The 17,208-nt window shown below is 38.8% G+C and carries 18 protein-coding genes; all 18 read right to left on the reverse strand.

Features of this window, described 5'->3' with window-relative positions; all coding sequences use genetic code 11:
- Positions 1-265: 265 nt before the first annotated feature.
- The gene (dhaK, locus tag D6855_RS12990) at positions 266-1,261 is read right to left on the reverse strand and encodes a dihydroxyacetone kinase subunit DhaK (protein ID WP_120741792.1); all 996 of its coding nucleotides are present in this window, start codon (positions 1,259-1,261) and stop codon (positions 266-268) included.
- A 25-nt stretch (positions 1,262-1,286) separates the two neighbouring features.
- Positions 1,287-1,679 carry a dihydroxyacetone kinase phosphoryl donor subunit DhaM gene (gene dhaM, locus D6855_RS12995; RefSeq protein ID WP_120741794.1) on the reverse strand — a complete coding sequence of 131 codons (393 nt, stop codon included), beginning with the start codon at positions 1,677-1,679 and terminating at the stop codon, positions 1,287-1,289.
- A 3-nt stretch (positions 1,680-1,682) separates the two neighbouring features.
- Positions 1,683-2,303 carry a dihydroxyacetone kinase subunit DhaL gene (gene dhaL, locus D6855_RS13000; protein ID WP_120741796.1) on the reverse strand — a complete coding sequence of 207 codons (621 nt, stop codon included), beginning with the start codon at positions 2,301-2,303 and terminating at the stop codon, positions 1,683-1,685.
- 200 nt (positions 2,304-2,503) lie between these two features.
- Positions 2,504-3,088, reverse strand: coding sequence for a DUF6033 family protein (locus D6855_RS13005; RefSeq protein WP_120741798.1), 585 nt, complete (start codon positions 3,086-3,088; stop codon positions 2,504-2,506).
- A 186-nt stretch (positions 3,089-3,274) separates the two neighbouring features.
- A complete protein-coding gene (locus D6855_RS13010) occupies positions 3,275-3,907 on the reverse strand; it encodes a cytidylate kinase-like family protein (protein WP_199712451.1) in 633 nt (210 codons plus the stop codon).
- 37 nt (positions 3,908-3,944) lie between these two features.
- A complete protein-coding gene (locus D6855_RS13015) occupies positions 3,945-4,874 on the reverse strand; it encodes an RluA family pseudouridine synthase (RefSeq protein WP_120741801.1) in 930 nt (309 codons plus the stop codon).
- Positions 4,874-5,413, reverse strand: coding sequence for a signal peptidase II (gene lspA / locus D6855_RS13020; RefSeq protein ID WP_120741803.1), 540 nt, complete (start codon positions 5,411-5,413; stop codon positions 4,874-4,876). Before lspA ends, D6855_RS13015 begins: the two co-directional genes overlap by 1 nt.
- Before the next feature lie 29 nt (positions 5,414-5,442).
- On the reverse strand, positions 5,443-6,546 hold the full coding sequence (gene aroB, locus D6855_RS13025) for a 3-dehydroquinate synthase (RefSeq protein ID WP_120741805.1): 1,104 nt from the start codon (positions 6,544-6,546) through the stop codon (positions 5,443-5,445).
- A gap of 64 nt (positions 6,547-6,610) precedes the next feature.
- Positions 6,611-7,123: a cell division protein SepF gene (locus tag D6855_RS13030; protein WP_120741807.1), complete on the reverse strand. Its 513-nt coding sequence runs from the start codon at positions 7,121-7,123 to the stop codon at positions 6,611-6,613.
- A gap of 121 nt (positions 7,124-7,244) precedes the next feature.
- On the reverse strand, positions 7,245-8,864 hold the full coding sequence (locus D6855_RS13035; RefSeq protein ID WP_158589535.1) for an HlyD family efflux transporter periplasmic adaptor subunit: 1,620 nt from the start codon (positions 8,862-8,864) through the stop codon (positions 7,245-7,247).
- A 75-nt stretch (positions 8,865-8,939) separates the two neighbouring features.
- Positions 8,940-9,359: a twitching motility protein PilT gene (locus D6855_RS13040; RefSeq protein ID WP_120741809.1), complete on the reverse strand. Its 420-nt coding sequence runs from the start codon at positions 9,357-9,359 to the stop codon at positions 8,940-8,942.
- A 68-nt stretch (positions 9,360-9,427) separates the two neighbouring features.
- Positions 9,428-10,480, reverse strand: coding sequence for a D-alanyl-D-alanine carboxypeptidase family protein (locus D6855_RS13045; RefSeq protein ID WP_330546964.1), 1,053 nt, complete (start codon positions 10,478-10,480; stop codon positions 9,428-9,430).
- On the reverse strand, positions 10,377-10,772 hold the full coding sequence (gene mgsA / locus D6855_RS13050) for a methylglyoxal synthase (protein ID WP_120741813.1): 396 nt from the start codon (positions 10,770-10,772) through the stop codon (positions 10,377-10,379). Before mgsA ends, D6855_RS13045 begins: the two co-directional genes overlap by 104 nt.
- Positions 10,773-10,794: 22 nt before the next feature.
- Positions 10,795-11,907: an FtsW/RodA/SpoVE family cell cycle protein gene (locus tag D6855_RS13055; RefSeq protein WP_120741815.1), complete on the reverse strand. Its 1,113-nt coding sequence runs from the start codon at positions 11,905-11,907 to the stop codon at positions 10,795-10,797.
- An 8-nt stretch (positions 11,908-11,915) separates the two neighbouring features.
- A complete protein-coding gene (locus D6855_RS13060; RefSeq protein WP_120741817.1) occupies positions 11,916-14,774 on the reverse strand; it encodes a penicillin-binding transpeptidase domain-containing protein in 2,859 nt (952 codons plus the stop codon).
- Positions 14,767-15,291 (reverse strand): rod shape-determining protein MreD, encoded by a 525-nt coding sequence (gene mreD / locus D6855_RS13065; RefSeq protein ID WP_120741819.1) that lies wholly within the window; start codon positions 15,289-15,291, stop codon positions 14,767-14,769. Before mreD ends, D6855_RS13060 begins: the two co-directional genes overlap by 8 nt.
- A 16-nt stretch (positions 15,292-15,307) precedes the next feature.
- Positions 15,308-16,174: a rod shape-determining protein MreC gene (gene mreC, locus D6855_RS13070; protein ID WP_120741821.1), complete on the reverse strand. Its 867-nt coding sequence runs from the start codon at positions 16,172-16,174 to the stop codon at positions 15,308-15,310.
- On the reverse strand, positions 16,175-17,179 hold the full coding sequence (locus tag D6855_RS13075) for a rod shape-determining protein (RefSeq protein ID WP_120741823.1): 1,005 nt from the start codon (positions 17,177-17,179) through the stop codon (positions 16,175-16,177).
- Positions 17,180-17,208 lie beyond the last annotated feature (29 nt).

Consider the following 17,208-nt stretch of genomic DNA (forward strand, 5'->3'; position numbering starts at 1 on the left):
ATCCCAGACTAAATGCAACAGCAGTTATTTTTGTTGCTTTTAATCTAGGATTAGTGCGTTTATTATGGTATTTTACTTATATAGCACATTCTGTACATGATTATTCGTAAAACCTGTGTTTTGCGAATAGTTGTATATCAGTCTATAAATTAATTAGTTGTAAATTAATTAGTAGACAAAATACTCTTATATTTCAAATAGCATTTCAGATAAAATAAAAGTCCCGGCGAGATTTCTCTCTCCGGGACTTATTAGTTCTATCAAATTATGCCTGAACAAATGCAGGTGTATCTGCAGGAGCATCAAGATATTTCTTGAGTTCATCATCAAGTTTAAGAAGTGTGATTGAGAAGCCTTCCATGTCAAGAGATGTCATATAGTTGCCAACAAGTGTCTTATAAACCTTAATGTTCTTCTTTGAAAGCTCGTCAGCAAGATGCTTATTAGCAACAAAGAGCTCCATAAGAGGTGTTCCACCCATTCCGTTAACCATAACTGCTACTTCGTCACCAGCATTGTAGATACCCTCAGCAAGGATCTTAGCAAGAAGCTTATCTACGATATCATTAACAGGGCTGATCTTTTCTCTGTTAACACCAGGCTCACCATGGATACCAATACCGATCTCAACCTCATCTTCTGCCAGATCAAAGCTTGGCTTTCCAGCTGCAGGAACTGTACATGCATCAACAGCCATACCCATTGAACGAACATTAGCGATAACCTTTTCAGCAACACCTTTAACTGTAGCAAGATCTCCGCCAGCTTCAGCACAGGCGCCAGCAAGCTTATGTACAAAGATTGTTCCAGCAATTCCTCTTCTACCTGTTGTCCAGGTACTATTCTCAACCGCTACGTCGTCAGCTGTAATAACCTGATCTACTTCTATGCCCTCATCTCTGGCCATATCAGCAGCCATTTCAAAGTTCATTACATCACCTGTGTAGTTCTTGATTACAAGAAGAACACCTTTTCCGCCATTAGCAGCCTTAATAGCTTCGAAAACCTGATCAGGAGTAGGTGATGTAAATACAGCACCTGCAATTGCTCCATCAAGCATTCCTTTTCCGACATAACCACCGTGTGCAGGTTCATGTCCTGAACCACCACCAGATACAAGCGCAACCTTGCCCTGTGAACCACCAGCTCTAACCACTACGTCAAAGCCATCCAGTCTTTTGAGATACTGAGGATAAGCACAGATCATTCCATCCAGCATCTCGTCAACGATGTTGTCGACCCCATTGATTAGTTTCTTCATGTCCCAGCCTCCTTATTTTTTACTCTTAGTTTATTTTTTTCACAGCCTTAGTCTGCTCTGCGGCTGCAATAACTTCTTCCAGCTTACTTCCACAGGCTGCAGTAACTGCAGCTGCTATGGAACCTTCAACAATAGGAGCATCTACAAGCTTGGCGTTTATATCTTCGCCTTCAAGAAGCTCTATGGCTGTTTCAGCTGACATGATTCCGCTTCCAAGATCAGCAAGAACAACTACGCCATCTCCGCTTTCAGCCTGCTTGATTGCTTCTGAAATCCTTACTGCATCAGTTCCTATGCTCTTATCTTCCATTCCACCTGCACAGACGATTCCTTTGTGAGTTGGAGCAACCTGATCTGTTAGGTCCTTTATTCCTTCTGCGATTTTGTAACTATGTGAAACGATAACCAGTCCTACCATAATTCACCCCTTAAGAAAGTCTCTGATTGTTTCAAGTGTCAGTGTAAGTGAAGTAGCACCAGGATCCTGATGGCCTATACTTCTATCGCCAAGATAACTTGCTCTACCTTTTGTGGCTGCTATAGTCTTGGTAAATTCAATACCCTCGTTGGCAGCTGTGCATGCTGCATCCAGAGCATCTACGATAGAAGCACCACCACCTATCTTTTCACAGTAAACATCATATGCAGGAATAAGTGAATCAAGCATGGTCTTCTCACCTTTTTCTGCTTTTCCTCTCTTCTGAATACCTGCAATAGCAGCTTCTAAAGCAAGCTTAAGGTCGTCTGCCGTCAAAGTCTCTTTTCCCATGAGCACTTTTCCAGCTTCCATATATGCTGTTCCGTACAGAGGTCCTGAAGCTCCGCCAACAGTTGAAAGAAGTGTCATGCCAGCCTTCTTAAGTGAAGCTCCGATATCTGAATCATCCTGAGAGACCTTCTCGATAACAGATTGAAATCCTCTGGCCATATTAACGCCGTGGTCTGCATCACCAATCTCTCTGTCAAGATCAGTCAAAAAATCTCTGTTTTCGATAATCTTTTCTCCAATAGCTTTTAGGCAATCATATACTCTAGTTGACATATGCAATTTGTCCTCCCGATTAAGTGATTTTATTACCTGCATAGTATATTATAACAAATCACTATCAAATTTCCATACATTTTATGTTGTAAATCCACAAATAAATATACAAATCATTAAATTGTCTTTGTGAATTATATCAATAAGGCACAATAAAAAAGCTCCTCACATAAGTGAAGAGCTTTTAAGAAAATATTTGCTTATTCTTTTGTCTTAGATGAAACTATGCTGCTAATAAGATCATCCACTGAAGTGCTCTTAAATGATGAGCCATTGATATCTGCAAAGAAATTCAGCTTTCCTGAATTGTTAAAAGTGATACCAAAGTTTGAAATCTCATCCTTCTCATCAGTGCTCTCAGAAATCTTACTGCTCATATCAGATATTGTCTTCATGGCATCATCGATCTGAACAAGAAGCTTATCTTTAGCTTCCTTATCCTTAGGATCATCAGATGCAAGAAGCTTCATCTCATCTTCTGATAAAATGATACTGTACTCCAGGTCTCCGCCGATCTGAGACAGATCATCGTCTGGACCTGCAACAAAGACATCTGCATTATCATATTTCTTCTGAAGAAGGTCTACAACTTTACCATACATCTCAACCTCAGGAGAAAGTTCAACTTTTACACTATCTCCAAAAGGATTCTTTACTGAAGACGTATCTTTTTTCTCAGGTTTTGCCGGGCCACGGACATTTTTGCCAATGGTCCCACTTCTGATATTAGCAGGTTCTTTGCTTGTAAATAGCTGATTTAAACTGTTACTTACGCCGTTTGCCATAGCTTTTCCTCCTTGAAAATCATGCGCGGAATCCATTCCGCGTACACACCCACTGTATTTGGGTTAAATATAACACATATTATTCTAAGAAACGATTAAAAAAGCATAAATAAATGGCCTAAAAGAAAAAAACTTCCAGATAACAAACTGTTATCTGAAAGTTTAAATCCTTAATTTGTATTCAAATTATTTTTTTAACTGCTCAAAATCCTCGATATATTGAATAATAAACTTTACAGTGCCTTCAATTCCAAGCTTGGAAGAGTTTATGCAAAGATCATAGCTGTCTGCTCTGCCCCATTTCTTGGATGAGTAGTAATTGTAATAACTCTGGCGCTGCTTGTCCTTCTTGTTCATCATGTCTTTTGCCTGATCATCAGTTTTGACATCGTCAAAACGTTCCTTGATCCTTCTTATCTTGGCATCCTCATCAGCATATATAAAGAGATTTAATACGTTGTCATAATCTGTAAGAGCATAATCAGCGCATCTGCCAACGATAACGCATGGACCTTCATCAGCGATCTTCTTGATGGTATCAAACTGAGCAAGGAAAACCTTGTGACTGATTGGCATATCAACAAAGCTTGATGCGTTATAGCCAAAGGAATAAGTGTCCATTACAAGGTTGTATAAAAAAGAATTGGTTGGTCTCTCATCGTGATTCTGAATCATCTCCTCGCAGAAACCACTCTCCTTGGCAGCTCTGCTAAGAAGCTCCTTGTCGTAGCATTTAATGCCAAAATGCTCAGCGACCAACTCACCTATTTCTCTACCGCCTGATCCAAACTGTCTTCCTACTGTAATAATAGTATTCATAGGCATTCTCCTTTATGTTTACTAATTATATTTTATACTATTTGAGGACCTCAATCAAATGAGAAAAATAATCTGGAAGAGGTGCATCTACCTCTATATACTCCTTAGTTACGGGATGAACAAAACCAAGGGTTTTAGCGTGCAAGCACTGGCCATTTGTATTGAATTTAGATTTTCTTCCAGGAGTATAAGTTTCATCCCCAAGAAGAGGATGCCCAATATGAGCCATATGTACACGAATCTGATGTGTTCGTCCAGTTTTTAGCCTGCATTCAATATATGTAAAGTTATCCTGCTCAAATCGCTTGAAAACCTTATAGTGAGTAAAGGCATTCTTACCACCACTACTTACTACAGCCATCTTCTTTCGATCATTCTGGCTTCTGCCTATAGGAGCATCTATATCGCCCTCGTCATCCTTTAAAATGCCATAGCAGATAGCATGATAAACTCTGTTAATGGAATGTTCTTTAAGTTGCTCTGCAATACTCTGATGTGCACTGTCGTTTTTACATATTATTACAGAACCTGTTGTATCCTTATCTATCCTATGTACAATACCAGGACGCAGAACGCCATTTATACCAGAAAGATTGTTTTTGCAGTGGTACATCACTGCATTTACCAGGGTTCCCTCATAATGACCAGCTGCTGGATGAACAACCATATCCTTTGGTTTGTTAATAACTATTACATCATTATCTTCATATAGAATATCAAGTGGTATATCTTCAGGCTTTATCTCAGGGATAACAACAGGAGGAATATCCATATGAATCTGATCCCCTTCAGATACCTTGAGACTGGCCTTAACAACCTTATCATTACAAGTGACATTATTGTCATCTATTATTTTCTGTATATATGAACGTGAAAGACCATCAATAAGCTCACTTATAAGCTTATCTATTCTCATACCTTCATATTCATCTGTAACGGTAAAATCAAAAGCTTTATACTCGTCCATTATTTGAATTCTCTAAATTTCTTTTGCTGTTTGAAACTAAGGAAGCTGAAATCATTCTCGTTATAATAAAACAGGAAAAGAATAACGAAAAGAAATGTCGATACAGTTACATAAATATCAGCTACATTGAAAATAGGGAAATTGATTATCACAAAATAAATGAAATCAACAACATAATCCTGTTTAACTCTGTCTATCATATTTCCAGCAGCGCCACTTGCTATCAGAACGAGAAGGAAATGCATAACATTATATTTTTTATCATCAGGCATTCTAAAAAGTACATAAGCGATGATAAAAAGAATAAAAACTGCTACAAGAATAAAGAATACCTTCTGATTCTGAAGCATTCCAAATGCTGCTCCGCTATTCTTTAGGAAATTGAGTTCCAATACCCCATCTATTATCTTAAATGCTGGTTTATCCTGAAGATATTCACAGGCAAGATACTTGGTAAACTGGTCAAGTGCAACAAGAAGTATTACCAAAATAACATCTACTATTAAAAAAATCTTTTTTCTTTTTGACATCTTATTCATAAAAAATAATTCCTTTTAAACATTCTAGATCAGTCATTATTCTCAATATAGATGATCTCATCAAGAGCCTTTTCCATTTCATCTCTTGTTACTGTATCATCAACGAAAGCTTTTCCAATTTTCTTAAGAAGAACAAACTTTATCTTGTCTGAATCTGATTTTTTATCGGATTTTGTAAGATTAAGAACTGCTTCTTTATCAATATCTTCTACAGAAATAGGAAGATTAAATGGAACAAACATATCCCTAATCTCATAGTACTCTTCCATGGAAAGAAGTCCTCTTTTCCATGAAATAAATGCTGCTGCTATTGCTCCAAGAGCAACACATTCGCCATGAAACATCTTAAAATTCTTATGTTTTTCAATGGCATGACCAAGAGTATGACCAAAATTAAGAAGCATTCTGTCAGCTTTTTCTGTTGGATCTTTCTCAACAACAACTCTCTTTATATCGCAGCTATGCATAACCATTTCAAGAACAACATCTGGATCCTTGTCATTGATCTCGTACATATTATCGATCAGCCAGGTATAGAAGTTCTCATCCTTAATAAGGCCATGCTTCATTACTTCTGCAAAACCAGATGCATACTGGCGATCATCCAGACTGTTTAAAGTAGATATATTCATATAAACAAGTCGTGGCATGTAAAATGCGCCTACCATATTCTTGACACCGCCAAGATCAACGCCGGTTTTACCGCCAATACTACTATCAGTCTGTGATAACAAAGTAGTTGGGATCTGAACAAACGAAACTCCTCTTAAATAAGTTGCAGCAACAAATCCAGTCATATCACCTACAACGCCGCCGCCAAGGGCGATAAGAAGATCGTGTCTGTCAAAATGTCTTTCCATCAAAAACTCATAGATCTTCTCAATCTCCTGGAGATTTTTGTGCTCTTCCCCTGCTGGAATTGCATATGTGACAACTGTGTCATATTCTCCCGAGAGGCTATTTTCTATCTCTTTTGAATACAATTTCTCAACATTAGTATCGGTAATGATTGCAATCTTTCTGCCCTTAAATCCAAGCCCTGAAATCTCATCCTTAAGAAGCGAAAAATCTGTTGTAAAAACTATGTCGTAGCATGGTTTTTCCATGTAGTTTACTGTCATTCTGTTAGCCATTTATCTACCTCAATTCAAAAAAATAGCTGTTGACTGTAATTCTACACGTCAACAGCCTGTATTTTTAATCGATCTGCTGTGGTCCTTCTGAAATACCGCCACCAAAAGTACCATTTAAAATGTTCTGGAAATCACCTGAAATATCTACAGAAGCAGGTGTGATAATGAATATATATCTGGATATCTTTTGAAGATTACCAGAAATAGCGAAGCATGAACCAGAAGTAAAATCAATGATTCGCTGTGCGATATCAACATCAAGTCCCTCAAGGTTAAGGACTACAGTACGATTAGCAAGAAGTGTTTCTGTAATCTCTCTTGCATCTTCTACGGAAGTTGGCTTAATAACACATACTTCCATGCCCGCTGCAGAAAGAGATTTCTTAGGTCTTGGAGCAACCTTTACAGGTTTTTTCTCTTCCTTGATCTCAATACTTGGATCATCCTTGCCAATTGGAGTCTGATTATTGATGGAATCTACCTTGGAAGCAAAAGAATCATCAGGCTCGTCATAATATCCCTGATCTTCATCCCCATTCAGCTGAATTGCTGTTAAAAATTTGTCCACAAAACTCATAATAGTCTATACTCCTCATAAAAATATCCCAACAATCATCTAGATTTTATCGCAAAATATAACCCTCTGTCAAATTTTTGTAACAATTTTTGTAGTTATCATGGGATTTATATTTCATTTCTTAATTTGTGACAGTATCGTCACTTTTTTCAGCGTTTTCATCACTAATTTCTTCTAAATTCTCATCAGAAGAAACCTCTTCGGTAGAATTATCTTCTGCTAAGTCTTCATCAGATGATATTTCCTCAGTGGAATTATCCGAAGCAGAACTATCCTGTTCCAAGTCTCCTTCAGTTGATACATCCAATGTATTAGTATCTACAATCTGTCCATTTCCTTCCTGGGCGGATTTAGCATTGGCATCTACAGTTGTAGAATCCAGAACGATATAGTCATATACATTAAGTCCATAAGTTGTATTAGAGCGCACAATTGAATACTCTTCATTCTGATACAGGATACTGATCTGTCTGAAGTCAGCGTAGCCCTTATTGATGTTATATACGCCTATAAGGGAATCCGTCTTGCTAACAGTATATCTGTCATTGGAATCAGTCTTTATAAGAGTATCTCCTGCACGCAGCGTATCTGTATCAAGATAAAAGACAGTTTCTGTCTCATTATAGATTGATACAGCAACTATTTCAGAAGTCTCATTGCCTTGCTCGTCATATTTTACCCTAAGTACACCAGTAGTATTGTCATTGTTCTTAATGACATAATCCTTGGGTACAAGGAAGAAGTTCTTATTAACAATAGCGGAATTAGGGATTTTAAGCCCTGTATCATCTTCTGTAATAAGTTCGATATTAAGGAATCGGTCTCTGCAGAAGGTTATCATGGAGTTTGTGAATGTTAGCTGCACAAAACTCTCGCCATCAACATTGGTAAAGGCACTTACTTTTCCCCAGGATTCATCCTGGTTTTTAATAAACCTGACCTTAACATACTCGAGATCTACAAGCTCCTGTACTTTCTTCTCGTCATCCTCCTGGATGATAACTGACCATTCTTCACTGGTACAAAGCTTATATACAGGATCTCCAGCCTTAACAAGAGTGTTATTTATAAGCTGATGCTTGTCATAGGCAGATTCATCAAAATAAGATGAATTCATGGTTTCAAGTGTAAGATCTTCATAGCCATCAGTTGAATATACTACAATTCCTGTATCAGGAGCATATTTGTAATTGATGGACTGCAAAGTGCCACTGTTTGCATTTAAAGACTGGATATTAGAAAGGACAGAATTATTGGAAAGCTTTTGAACTGTTCCATCAAGACTGATCTTAAAGTCATATACAGTGTGGAAATTAAGTGGATCAAAGGATGAATCAAAGTTTACTATCTGAGTACGAAGCTCTGAAAGGTCCTCATCACTAAGAGAAACCTCTTCAGATCCCTGAGACTTAAGATAATCCAGGAGCTGTCCGGATTCATCAACAGTATAAACAAGATTACCAACAGCTACTCTTCCGCCTTCTGTAGCAAAATAGTTGATATATCCTGCAGTATCGCTCTCAATGATCTTCTCATCTCTGATCGCGACTGCATCATAGATATTGTTGGTAGAAAGAGCTCCCTCCATTACCTCATATCCAACAATATGATCCCTGCGAAAATACGTAATAACACAGATAATGATGTAGATTGCCATAACTGCAAAGAACACCATTCCAATGTTTATATTATTGATATTCTTGGGATATTTGGTAACTTTGGGATTCCCCGGATTTGCCATCGAAAAAAGTCCTTAATATAAATTTTCAGAATATAAGCCGCGGATAGCCGCGGCTTATAGAATAATCATCAGAAATTAAAGTGAAATAACTACCTTTGACTTAACTGCCTCAGGAAGCTCTGACTCGTCAAGTGAAAGACTAAGAACGAAGTCAACTCCAAACTTCTCACTGAGCTGTTCAAGCTTATCAATTGTAGGTGTTACATCTTCGCCTTCAAGGCAGGAGATTTTTAAGAAACTATCGAAATACATTTGCTGGAGATCATGGTCCTGTGAAATGATGCCACTGACAAATCCAATGAACTCATCAGGATTTGAAATACAAAAATCACTTACTACAATTAAACGGATCTTGTTATTAAGTTCGTACATGTGCTTGGTGTTCTTGTCAAGAAATACAACACTTCCAAGAACGTTCTTTACCTCGGTGTTAACCTTGTCTAAGAGGCATTTTGTCTTACCCTTTCCCTTTTTCCCAACAATTAACTGAACCATCGGCATACCCTCCTGCAAGTAGAAATTTTATAGATTAATTATAAGTTATAAGGCAGTAAAACACAACCTCAACCTACAATTTCATTCAGCAAAGATGACATATCATTGTATAGTGCTCCACTGTCTGTATCACGCATGATTACTGAGATGTACGGGTTTCCACTGACATCCCTTGCAAGTAGTATCAGGCAGTGTCCTGCAGCAGATGTAGTTCCCGTTTTGCCACCAATTACTGTTACCCCTGAAGGCATTGACTGTTCACCTCTAAGATAGGCATTGGTGTTGGCAACCGTAACTTCCTGGGTATTGCCCTTGGAATCAAGATATGAAGTGGAATACTCTGTCATATTGATGATCTCACTGAATGTGTCATACTGCATAGCTGCATTGAAAATAAGATACATATCATAAGCTGTAACGTAATGTTCTTCTGCAGTAAGTCCATGCGGATTAACAAAGTGAGAATTGGTAGCACCTATCTGCTTGGCTTCCATGTTCATCAGAGTAACAAAGCCTTCTATTGAATCAGAAACATTAGATGCTATAAGATTAGCCACATCGTTGGCTGAATAGATAAGAAGCAGACGCAGAGCCTGATCAAGGGTCATTCTATCTCCCTCTTTGAGATTGATCTTTTGAGCTCCGCTCTCAGTTACATATACATCAGACCCTGCCACAAGAACCTGGTCCAATGTACCATATTTTAGTGCAACATATGCAGTCATAACCTTGGTAAGACTTGCAGGCTGTACCTGCATGTTTACATTTTTAGCATAAAGAGTTTCTTTTTTATTCAAGTCAAAAAGTCCTGCACTTGCCTGTTCTGAAAGAGAAACATCAGAATCTGCAATGTCAGAATCTACGACACACAGATCAGAGGCAAATGTAGGATATATTTGATCATTTCTATTATCTGCCGGTGAAGAACTTACTGAATATTTTGAAGAATAAGAAATTCCAGAACAACCAGTAATACTAATAGTCCCCAAACTTACAGCTAATAATACAGAAAGTAGCTTACTTGTACATTTCACGCCACTCAAGATCTCCCCTATCAAGTGATTTAATAAGAAGCTCAGCTGAAGCCAGATTAGTAGCAACAGGAATGTTGTGCATATCACAAAGTGTCATGACATTGTTGATGTCAGGCTCGTGTGATTTTACAGTAAGAGGATCACGAAGAAAGATCACAAGATCGATCTCATTGTGTTCAATAGCAGCACCAAGCTGCTGGGATCCCCCAAGATGTCCAGCAAGATACTTGTGTACTGAAAGATTGGTTACCTCTTCAATAAGCCTTCCTGTTGTGCCTGTAGCATAAAGATCATTTTTGCTAAGTATACCCCTGTATGCAATACAGAAATTCTGCATAAGTTTCTTTTTAGCGTCATGTGCTATAAGTGCGATATTCATTAACTTATACCCTCCCTGTAGTTTATTTACTGCTCTGTAGTCTTACATTAAGTACAAAACCTATACCCGCATAAACACTTATAAGTGAAGTTAGTCCATAACTGACAAAAGGAAGCGGAATACCTGTGTTGGGCATAACTCCAGTTGCAACGCCCATATTCAAAAAGCCCTGGAATCCGATCCATGCACCTACACCGGCTGCAATTATCTCTCCAGCCTTGGTGGTTGCTCTTCTGGATATCATGAAACATCTGATTGCGATTAAAAGAATCAGTCCAACAACAATGCATGCGCCAAGGAATCCAAATTCTTCGCCGATTACAGTGAAGATAAAGTCAGTCTGGGACTCGGAAATAAATCCACCATTAAGAACTGAACTGATCTCGTTGGTATTATAGCCTTTTCCGTAAAGCTGGCCAGAACCTATGGCCATCATGGAATTCAGCGTCTGATAAGCATCTGAATTAGCGTAATCTTCAGGATGAAGCCACGCGAGAATACGCCTTTGCTGATAATCATGCAAAAGACTGCTGTCACCCTGGACCGCGTTGTAAATAATGAACAAAGCAAGTGGAATGGCAGTTCCTAGAACTGCGCCAACAATCTTCCAATTTATGCCTGCAACAAATAGCATCATTGAGAAAATGATCATTACCATGATGCAGGTAGATAGATCTGGCTGAGATGCAATAAGCCCCAATGGAGCCGCCAAAAAAAGCAGACTAACAAGCACAAATCCTAGCGATTTCACCTTGTCCTTATATTTCATAATAAACTGCGCATAAAATAAAATCAATAATATTTTGGCTGTCTCAGAGGGCTGGAATGTGATACCAAAGAGGTTTATCCATCTCTGTGCTCCGTTGGTACTACTGCCAAGAGGTGACAAAACCAGTCCCAAAAGCACCAGATTTGCAAGGTATGCCAGTATATAAAGTCTGGTAAACCAAAGATAATCCAGGATCGAAATAAAGATCATGGCAATGATACCACCAGCCATACCAGCAATCTGCTTGTTCCTCGATGATGGATCAGCAGAACTGATAGCCATTATTCCAATTGTTGTAAGGGCGATCACCATTATGACCAGCATAAAGTCATAATTCGTGACCTTATATCTTTTGATGTAATTCATAATATTCCTTAGTCTGCGTTTGTAGCACCGTCCTGAAGTGCCTGAGCTGTTCCAGATATGATATCATCTTCATCCCGAAGCTCAAAGTAGTACGAAAGAGCTTCTTTTGTGATCTGAGCTGCATAGCTTGATGTATAACCATAAGCTATACGGGTTGCTATAGATATCTCAGGCTTACCATATGGAGCATAGCAGACAAACAGTGAATGGTTAGGTCTGTTTGTAGATTCCTGTGCAGTTCCTGTTTTTCCAGCTACCTGTACTCCAAGATTTGCATAATAAGCCTTATCCTGTACCACTTGTCTCATACCTGTGTGAATAGCGTTCCAATAGGACTGTGGCATATCAATAACGTTTCTTACTTCTGCGCTGTAATCCTCAAGAAGATTGCCATTAGAATCGGTAGTCTTATCAATAAGGGTTAAGTTATAGCAGGTACCATTATTAGCAACAGTTGTTACATATCTTGCAAGACCAACTGTAGTATAGGAATGAGTACCCTGTCCAATAGCAGATCGAACAGCGTCCTGATCTGAAACCTGTGGTTCTGACTCAGCTATCTCAATGCCTGACTTTTCAGTCAGTCCATACATACCAGCATAGTTAGCAAGTTTCTGAAGACCGGTATCAGGAGAATAATTATTACCGACAAGTCCAAGTCTGTAACCTACTTCGTAGAAAAAGACGTTACAGGAATTTCTGATACCACCGGTAACATTAAGACCTCCATGTCCGCCGGGATGGATCCAGCATCTTGGTGCAGGATTGAGCTTATCAAACTGTCCGCCGCAGTAAATCACGGAATCAGTTGTAATCACGCCTTCCATAAGACCTGCAGTTGAAGAAACCATCTTAAATGTTGAACCTGGAGCTGTCTTCTGCTGGGTCGCATAGTTGTATAACGGATTGGCATTATCGCTTCTAAGTTTAGCGTAATACGCAGCATCTACGCCATTTGCCATAAGGTTGTTATCATAGCCCGGATATGAAACCAGTGCTAAAACATCGCCTGAGTTTACATCAGTTACAACCATGGATCCTGTGCATGGATCAAGAGCAAGCTGCGCAGGTGTAATATCAAGGTTGGAAACCCTGTTTACCATGAAGGTATAAGCGCTCTCTCCACCTCTATTCCAGATATCAAGTTCTTCCGGATCAACATGAACAGCATCCTGCTCAAGGAGTGCATTACAAACCTGAGAACCTGAAATATATCCATCAAGAAGAAGGTATTTATAGAGCCTTGTCTGGAAATCATAATCTTCACTCAGATAATTGTAGATAAAGTCAACTATCTGGTTAAAGATTTCCTCAGAATCCGCGTACTGATTATCAATGTTTAGCTGAGATACATCCACCCAGTTTACGGCTATGGTGTATTTCAAGTATTCAGCAAGGGAAATAGTTTCATCCTTAGTCCATGCAATGTACATGGAATCTTCTCTGTCTACAAGTGATGAATCAATTATCCCTTCAGTGTACAGCATTGCCGCAATATGGCTCATGTACCACTGATATTCTTTTGAGAGCTTCTCATAGGGTGTTTTCTTATCTGTAAGCTCCAGTCGAAGCTCATTTAAAACATTCTCATTCTTGGCAACATACTGTTCGTATATTGCCCTTTCATTCTCTTTGGCATCCTTGGCATTTAAATGATTGATATCAATAACATCATTATCGAAAATTGCAAAATAAACGTCGTAGATAGGAATTACGATGTTACTTGAGCTGGATGTTGAAGTAAATGTATATGATTTGACATTCTGAATCTTGGAGACAAGAATACCAGCAAGAGACTGCTCAATAATGTTGTAGCAGGCTTCTGTAAGATCCTTGTCAATAGTAAGGTATACATCATTACCTGCAACAGAATCCACATAGTTACTGGTCTCAATAACCTGACCTGTATTATCAACATATACTGTTTCAGACCCTTTTGTGCCCTGAAGAACACTCTCCATAGACTGTTCAATACCTGATTTACCAACAGTATCGTTAAGGCCATAGCTTGGGTTCTGCAAAACAAGCTCAGCAAGCTCATCCTCAGAGATCTTACCTGTATATCCAAGAAGATGTGAGAAATACTTGGAATCTACGTATTTCCTTGCGGTACTCTCCTCAATAGAAACACCTTCAAGAACATCAGCGTTTTCCATAACATCAGCCACAGTCTGGTCACATACATCAGAAGCCACAGTTGTATCAATGTACTTCTGATAACTGTTCTGATTCATGTTGTATCTGATGTTTAATATCTTAAGGGCTCTGTCTTTTGTGTATCCCTTTCTTGGCACAAAAGTAGAGGAATCCGATGGATCATCATAATCTCCGATCCTGAAATTCCTGCACATATCATCTACTACTTCTTCTGCAGTTTTGGTCTTCTCCTCATACTTAAGGTCATTAACAGAAGAATGACCATAGACGTCCGCAAGGAAACGAAGAAGTGCATTGCCTTCAACAGTGAACTCATAAGTTCTGTTTTCTCCAAGGATAATACTAAAGTCCTGATCTACACTATCGCCGTTGTCTTCGATGATATCAATAAGCGTATTCAAAGTCTTATTGATAGCCTTACTCTTACCTGATCCAGACTTATAAACGTCCTCGATGGTTACAGAATTAGCTAGCTCGTTATATGCTAGAAGGTTGCCATTTCTGTCGTAGATATTACCCCTTGCTGCAGCAATAGTCTTTTCTTTCTTGATCTTGAGCTTGAAGGCATCAAGATACACTTCACCATTGATTACCTGTAGATAAAAGAGTCTGTACACAAGAAGGCATGACAAAGCAATAAGAACAGCGCAAACAAGAACCGCTCTCGAAGTTATGAACTTTTTTATTTCATCTTTGAAACTATCAAACAAACTTCTTCGCGCTCCTTTGCTCTCTCTCATCAATAGAATTGTTTATCGACAAAATAAGCGGGTAATAGAAAATTGCAACCAGTGCAGTATATACAATCTCTGGAATAATTATGTTTGTCATGTAATATCCTATGTCAAACTTGGTTCTGAACAGAAACATGAGAACATAGCAAACAAATCCAAAGACAAAATCAGAAAGGATTATCAGAAGGATCGGAATAGCAAGATTCTGGGTAAAGAAAATATCATGCAGCTTGCCAACCACGAACCCAATATACATGTAAATAAGGGCAAAGAAACCGATATAGGTTCCAAAGAAAATATCCACCAGAAGTCCACAGAAAAATCCAGTGATCAATCCGCTCCTGTCGCCTTTGATAAAGGCTGTTGAAGCTGTAAAGATGATCAAAAGATTTGGGGTTACTCCGCCAAAATCAAAGACACGAAAAACAGTGGTCTGAAGGATAAAAGAAAGAATAACAAATATGAAATTGAACAAAAAGCGTCTAATATTCATATTGTAAAATACCTTATCAATGTGCGTTCTTCTTAAGATCTAACAAAACAATAACCATATTCATATGCTCAAAATCAACTGCAGGCGTAATCTTGCCTGACTTGGTAAGGTTATTGGAGTCATCGTCAATAGTTGAAATATAACCGATCAGAATTCCCGGAAGATATTTGTCACTGATATTGGAAGTGACGATCTTATCTCCTATGCTGACCTTATCAGCATCGTCTACGAGCTTGGAAAAAGTGATATATCCCTGTCTGTACTGCTCAAGATCCCCGCTTACAATGAGATTGTCTGAAGATGAAAGAACCATTCCACTAACAGAGGCATTATCAGCGATTATAGACTGAACCTTAGCCCAGTCAGGACCTACATCAATGACTCTTCCTACAAGTCCGCCATCTGCAATTACGTTCATATCAATCTGAATACCATCATCTGAGCCCTTATCAATGACAAAAGCGTGATACCAGTTACCAGCGTCCTTGGCAATTATCCTTGCTCCGGTCTTTTGATAGTCTTCATACAATGAGCCCAGTTCATAGAGATTACGAAGTTCTGTAAGCTCATACTTTTCCTGCTCAAGATTGGTATTAGCAATAGTAAGCTCGTCAATCTGCTCTTTAAGCTTCTCATTCTCATCCAGAAGCTGTGTTATTGATGAAAGCTTATCAGTTGTGTCCTGCAAAAAAGTACCTACCGTAGTTATACCCTTTTGAAAAGGCACAACAAAAACACCAGCAAACGAATTTAGTGGTCCAGTAAATGCGCTGGTGTTGAAGGTAACAAAAATAGTACCTATACATATAAAAGTTAAAATAAAGAGGAGATATTTACTAGGAAGCGTAAATACTTCTCCTCTTCTCTTTATAACAGGACTCATTTACTTGTCCTCTTCGATTCCATATGCAAGAGCCTTGTACTGATCTTCCTTAATAATCTTGGCAAGTCCCATGGCTGCAGAGCCAACAGGATTTTCAGCTATATTAACATTAAGTCCTACGCCGTTTGAAAGGCGCTGCGCAAGATGGCAAACCTGAGATGCACCGCCAGTAAGATAAAGTCCATGCTTGAAGATATCAGCTGCAAGCTCTGGTGGAGTTTTCTCAAGGGCTGTCTTGATGTTATCAAGAATAGCATCAAAGTTCTCAAGAAGAGACTGATTGATGAGGTCTGTAGGGATCTGACGCTCAACAGGAAGACCTGTAACAATATCTCTTCCGTAAACAACAGCGTCCTTCCCTTCCTTTTCAAGGTCCTTAAGGGACATCTTAACGTTTTCAGATGTCTTCTCACCAATAAGAAGACCATATTCCTTACGGATCACGTTTCTGATAGATTCATCAAACTTCTTGCCGCCTACTTTGATAAGCTTACTTACAACGATTCCGCGAAGGGAAAGGATTGAAATCTCTGTGGTGTCATAGCCTACGTTAACAACAAGTACACCCTGAGAATTCATAACATCTACGTTCATACCAAGACCATCAGCAAGTGGCTTCTTAACCATCATGATCTTCTTGGCCTTGATACCTGCATCATTGATGAGGTCATGGAAAGCTCTTCTCTCAACCTCTGTAACATCCTTGGGAACAGCGATATATACTTCGCAAGGCTTAACATTGCCCTTCATCTGATCTGTGATAAAGAGCTTAACAAGAGTCTCCATGTGCTCGATATCAGCGATAACGCCACTATTTAAAGGATATGTGATCTTAATCTTGTCAGGAGCCTTCTCATACATCTCATAAGCTGAATTACCATAGGCAAAGATGTTAGTCTTGTTCTCTATGGCGATCATGTTCTTTTCGACTGTAAGAGAATCCTCGTCTCTGTTGTAAATCTTGATATTGCTGGTTCCAAGATCAATTCCAAATATATTAGCCAAAACAGCCTCCTTAAATTATTCTCAAATCA

Source organism: Butyrivibrio sp. CB08 (genome assembly GCF_003625485.1).
In the GTDB taxonomy this organism is placed as follows: Bacteria; Bacillota; Clostridia; order Lachnospirales; family Lachnospiraceae; genus Butyrivibrio.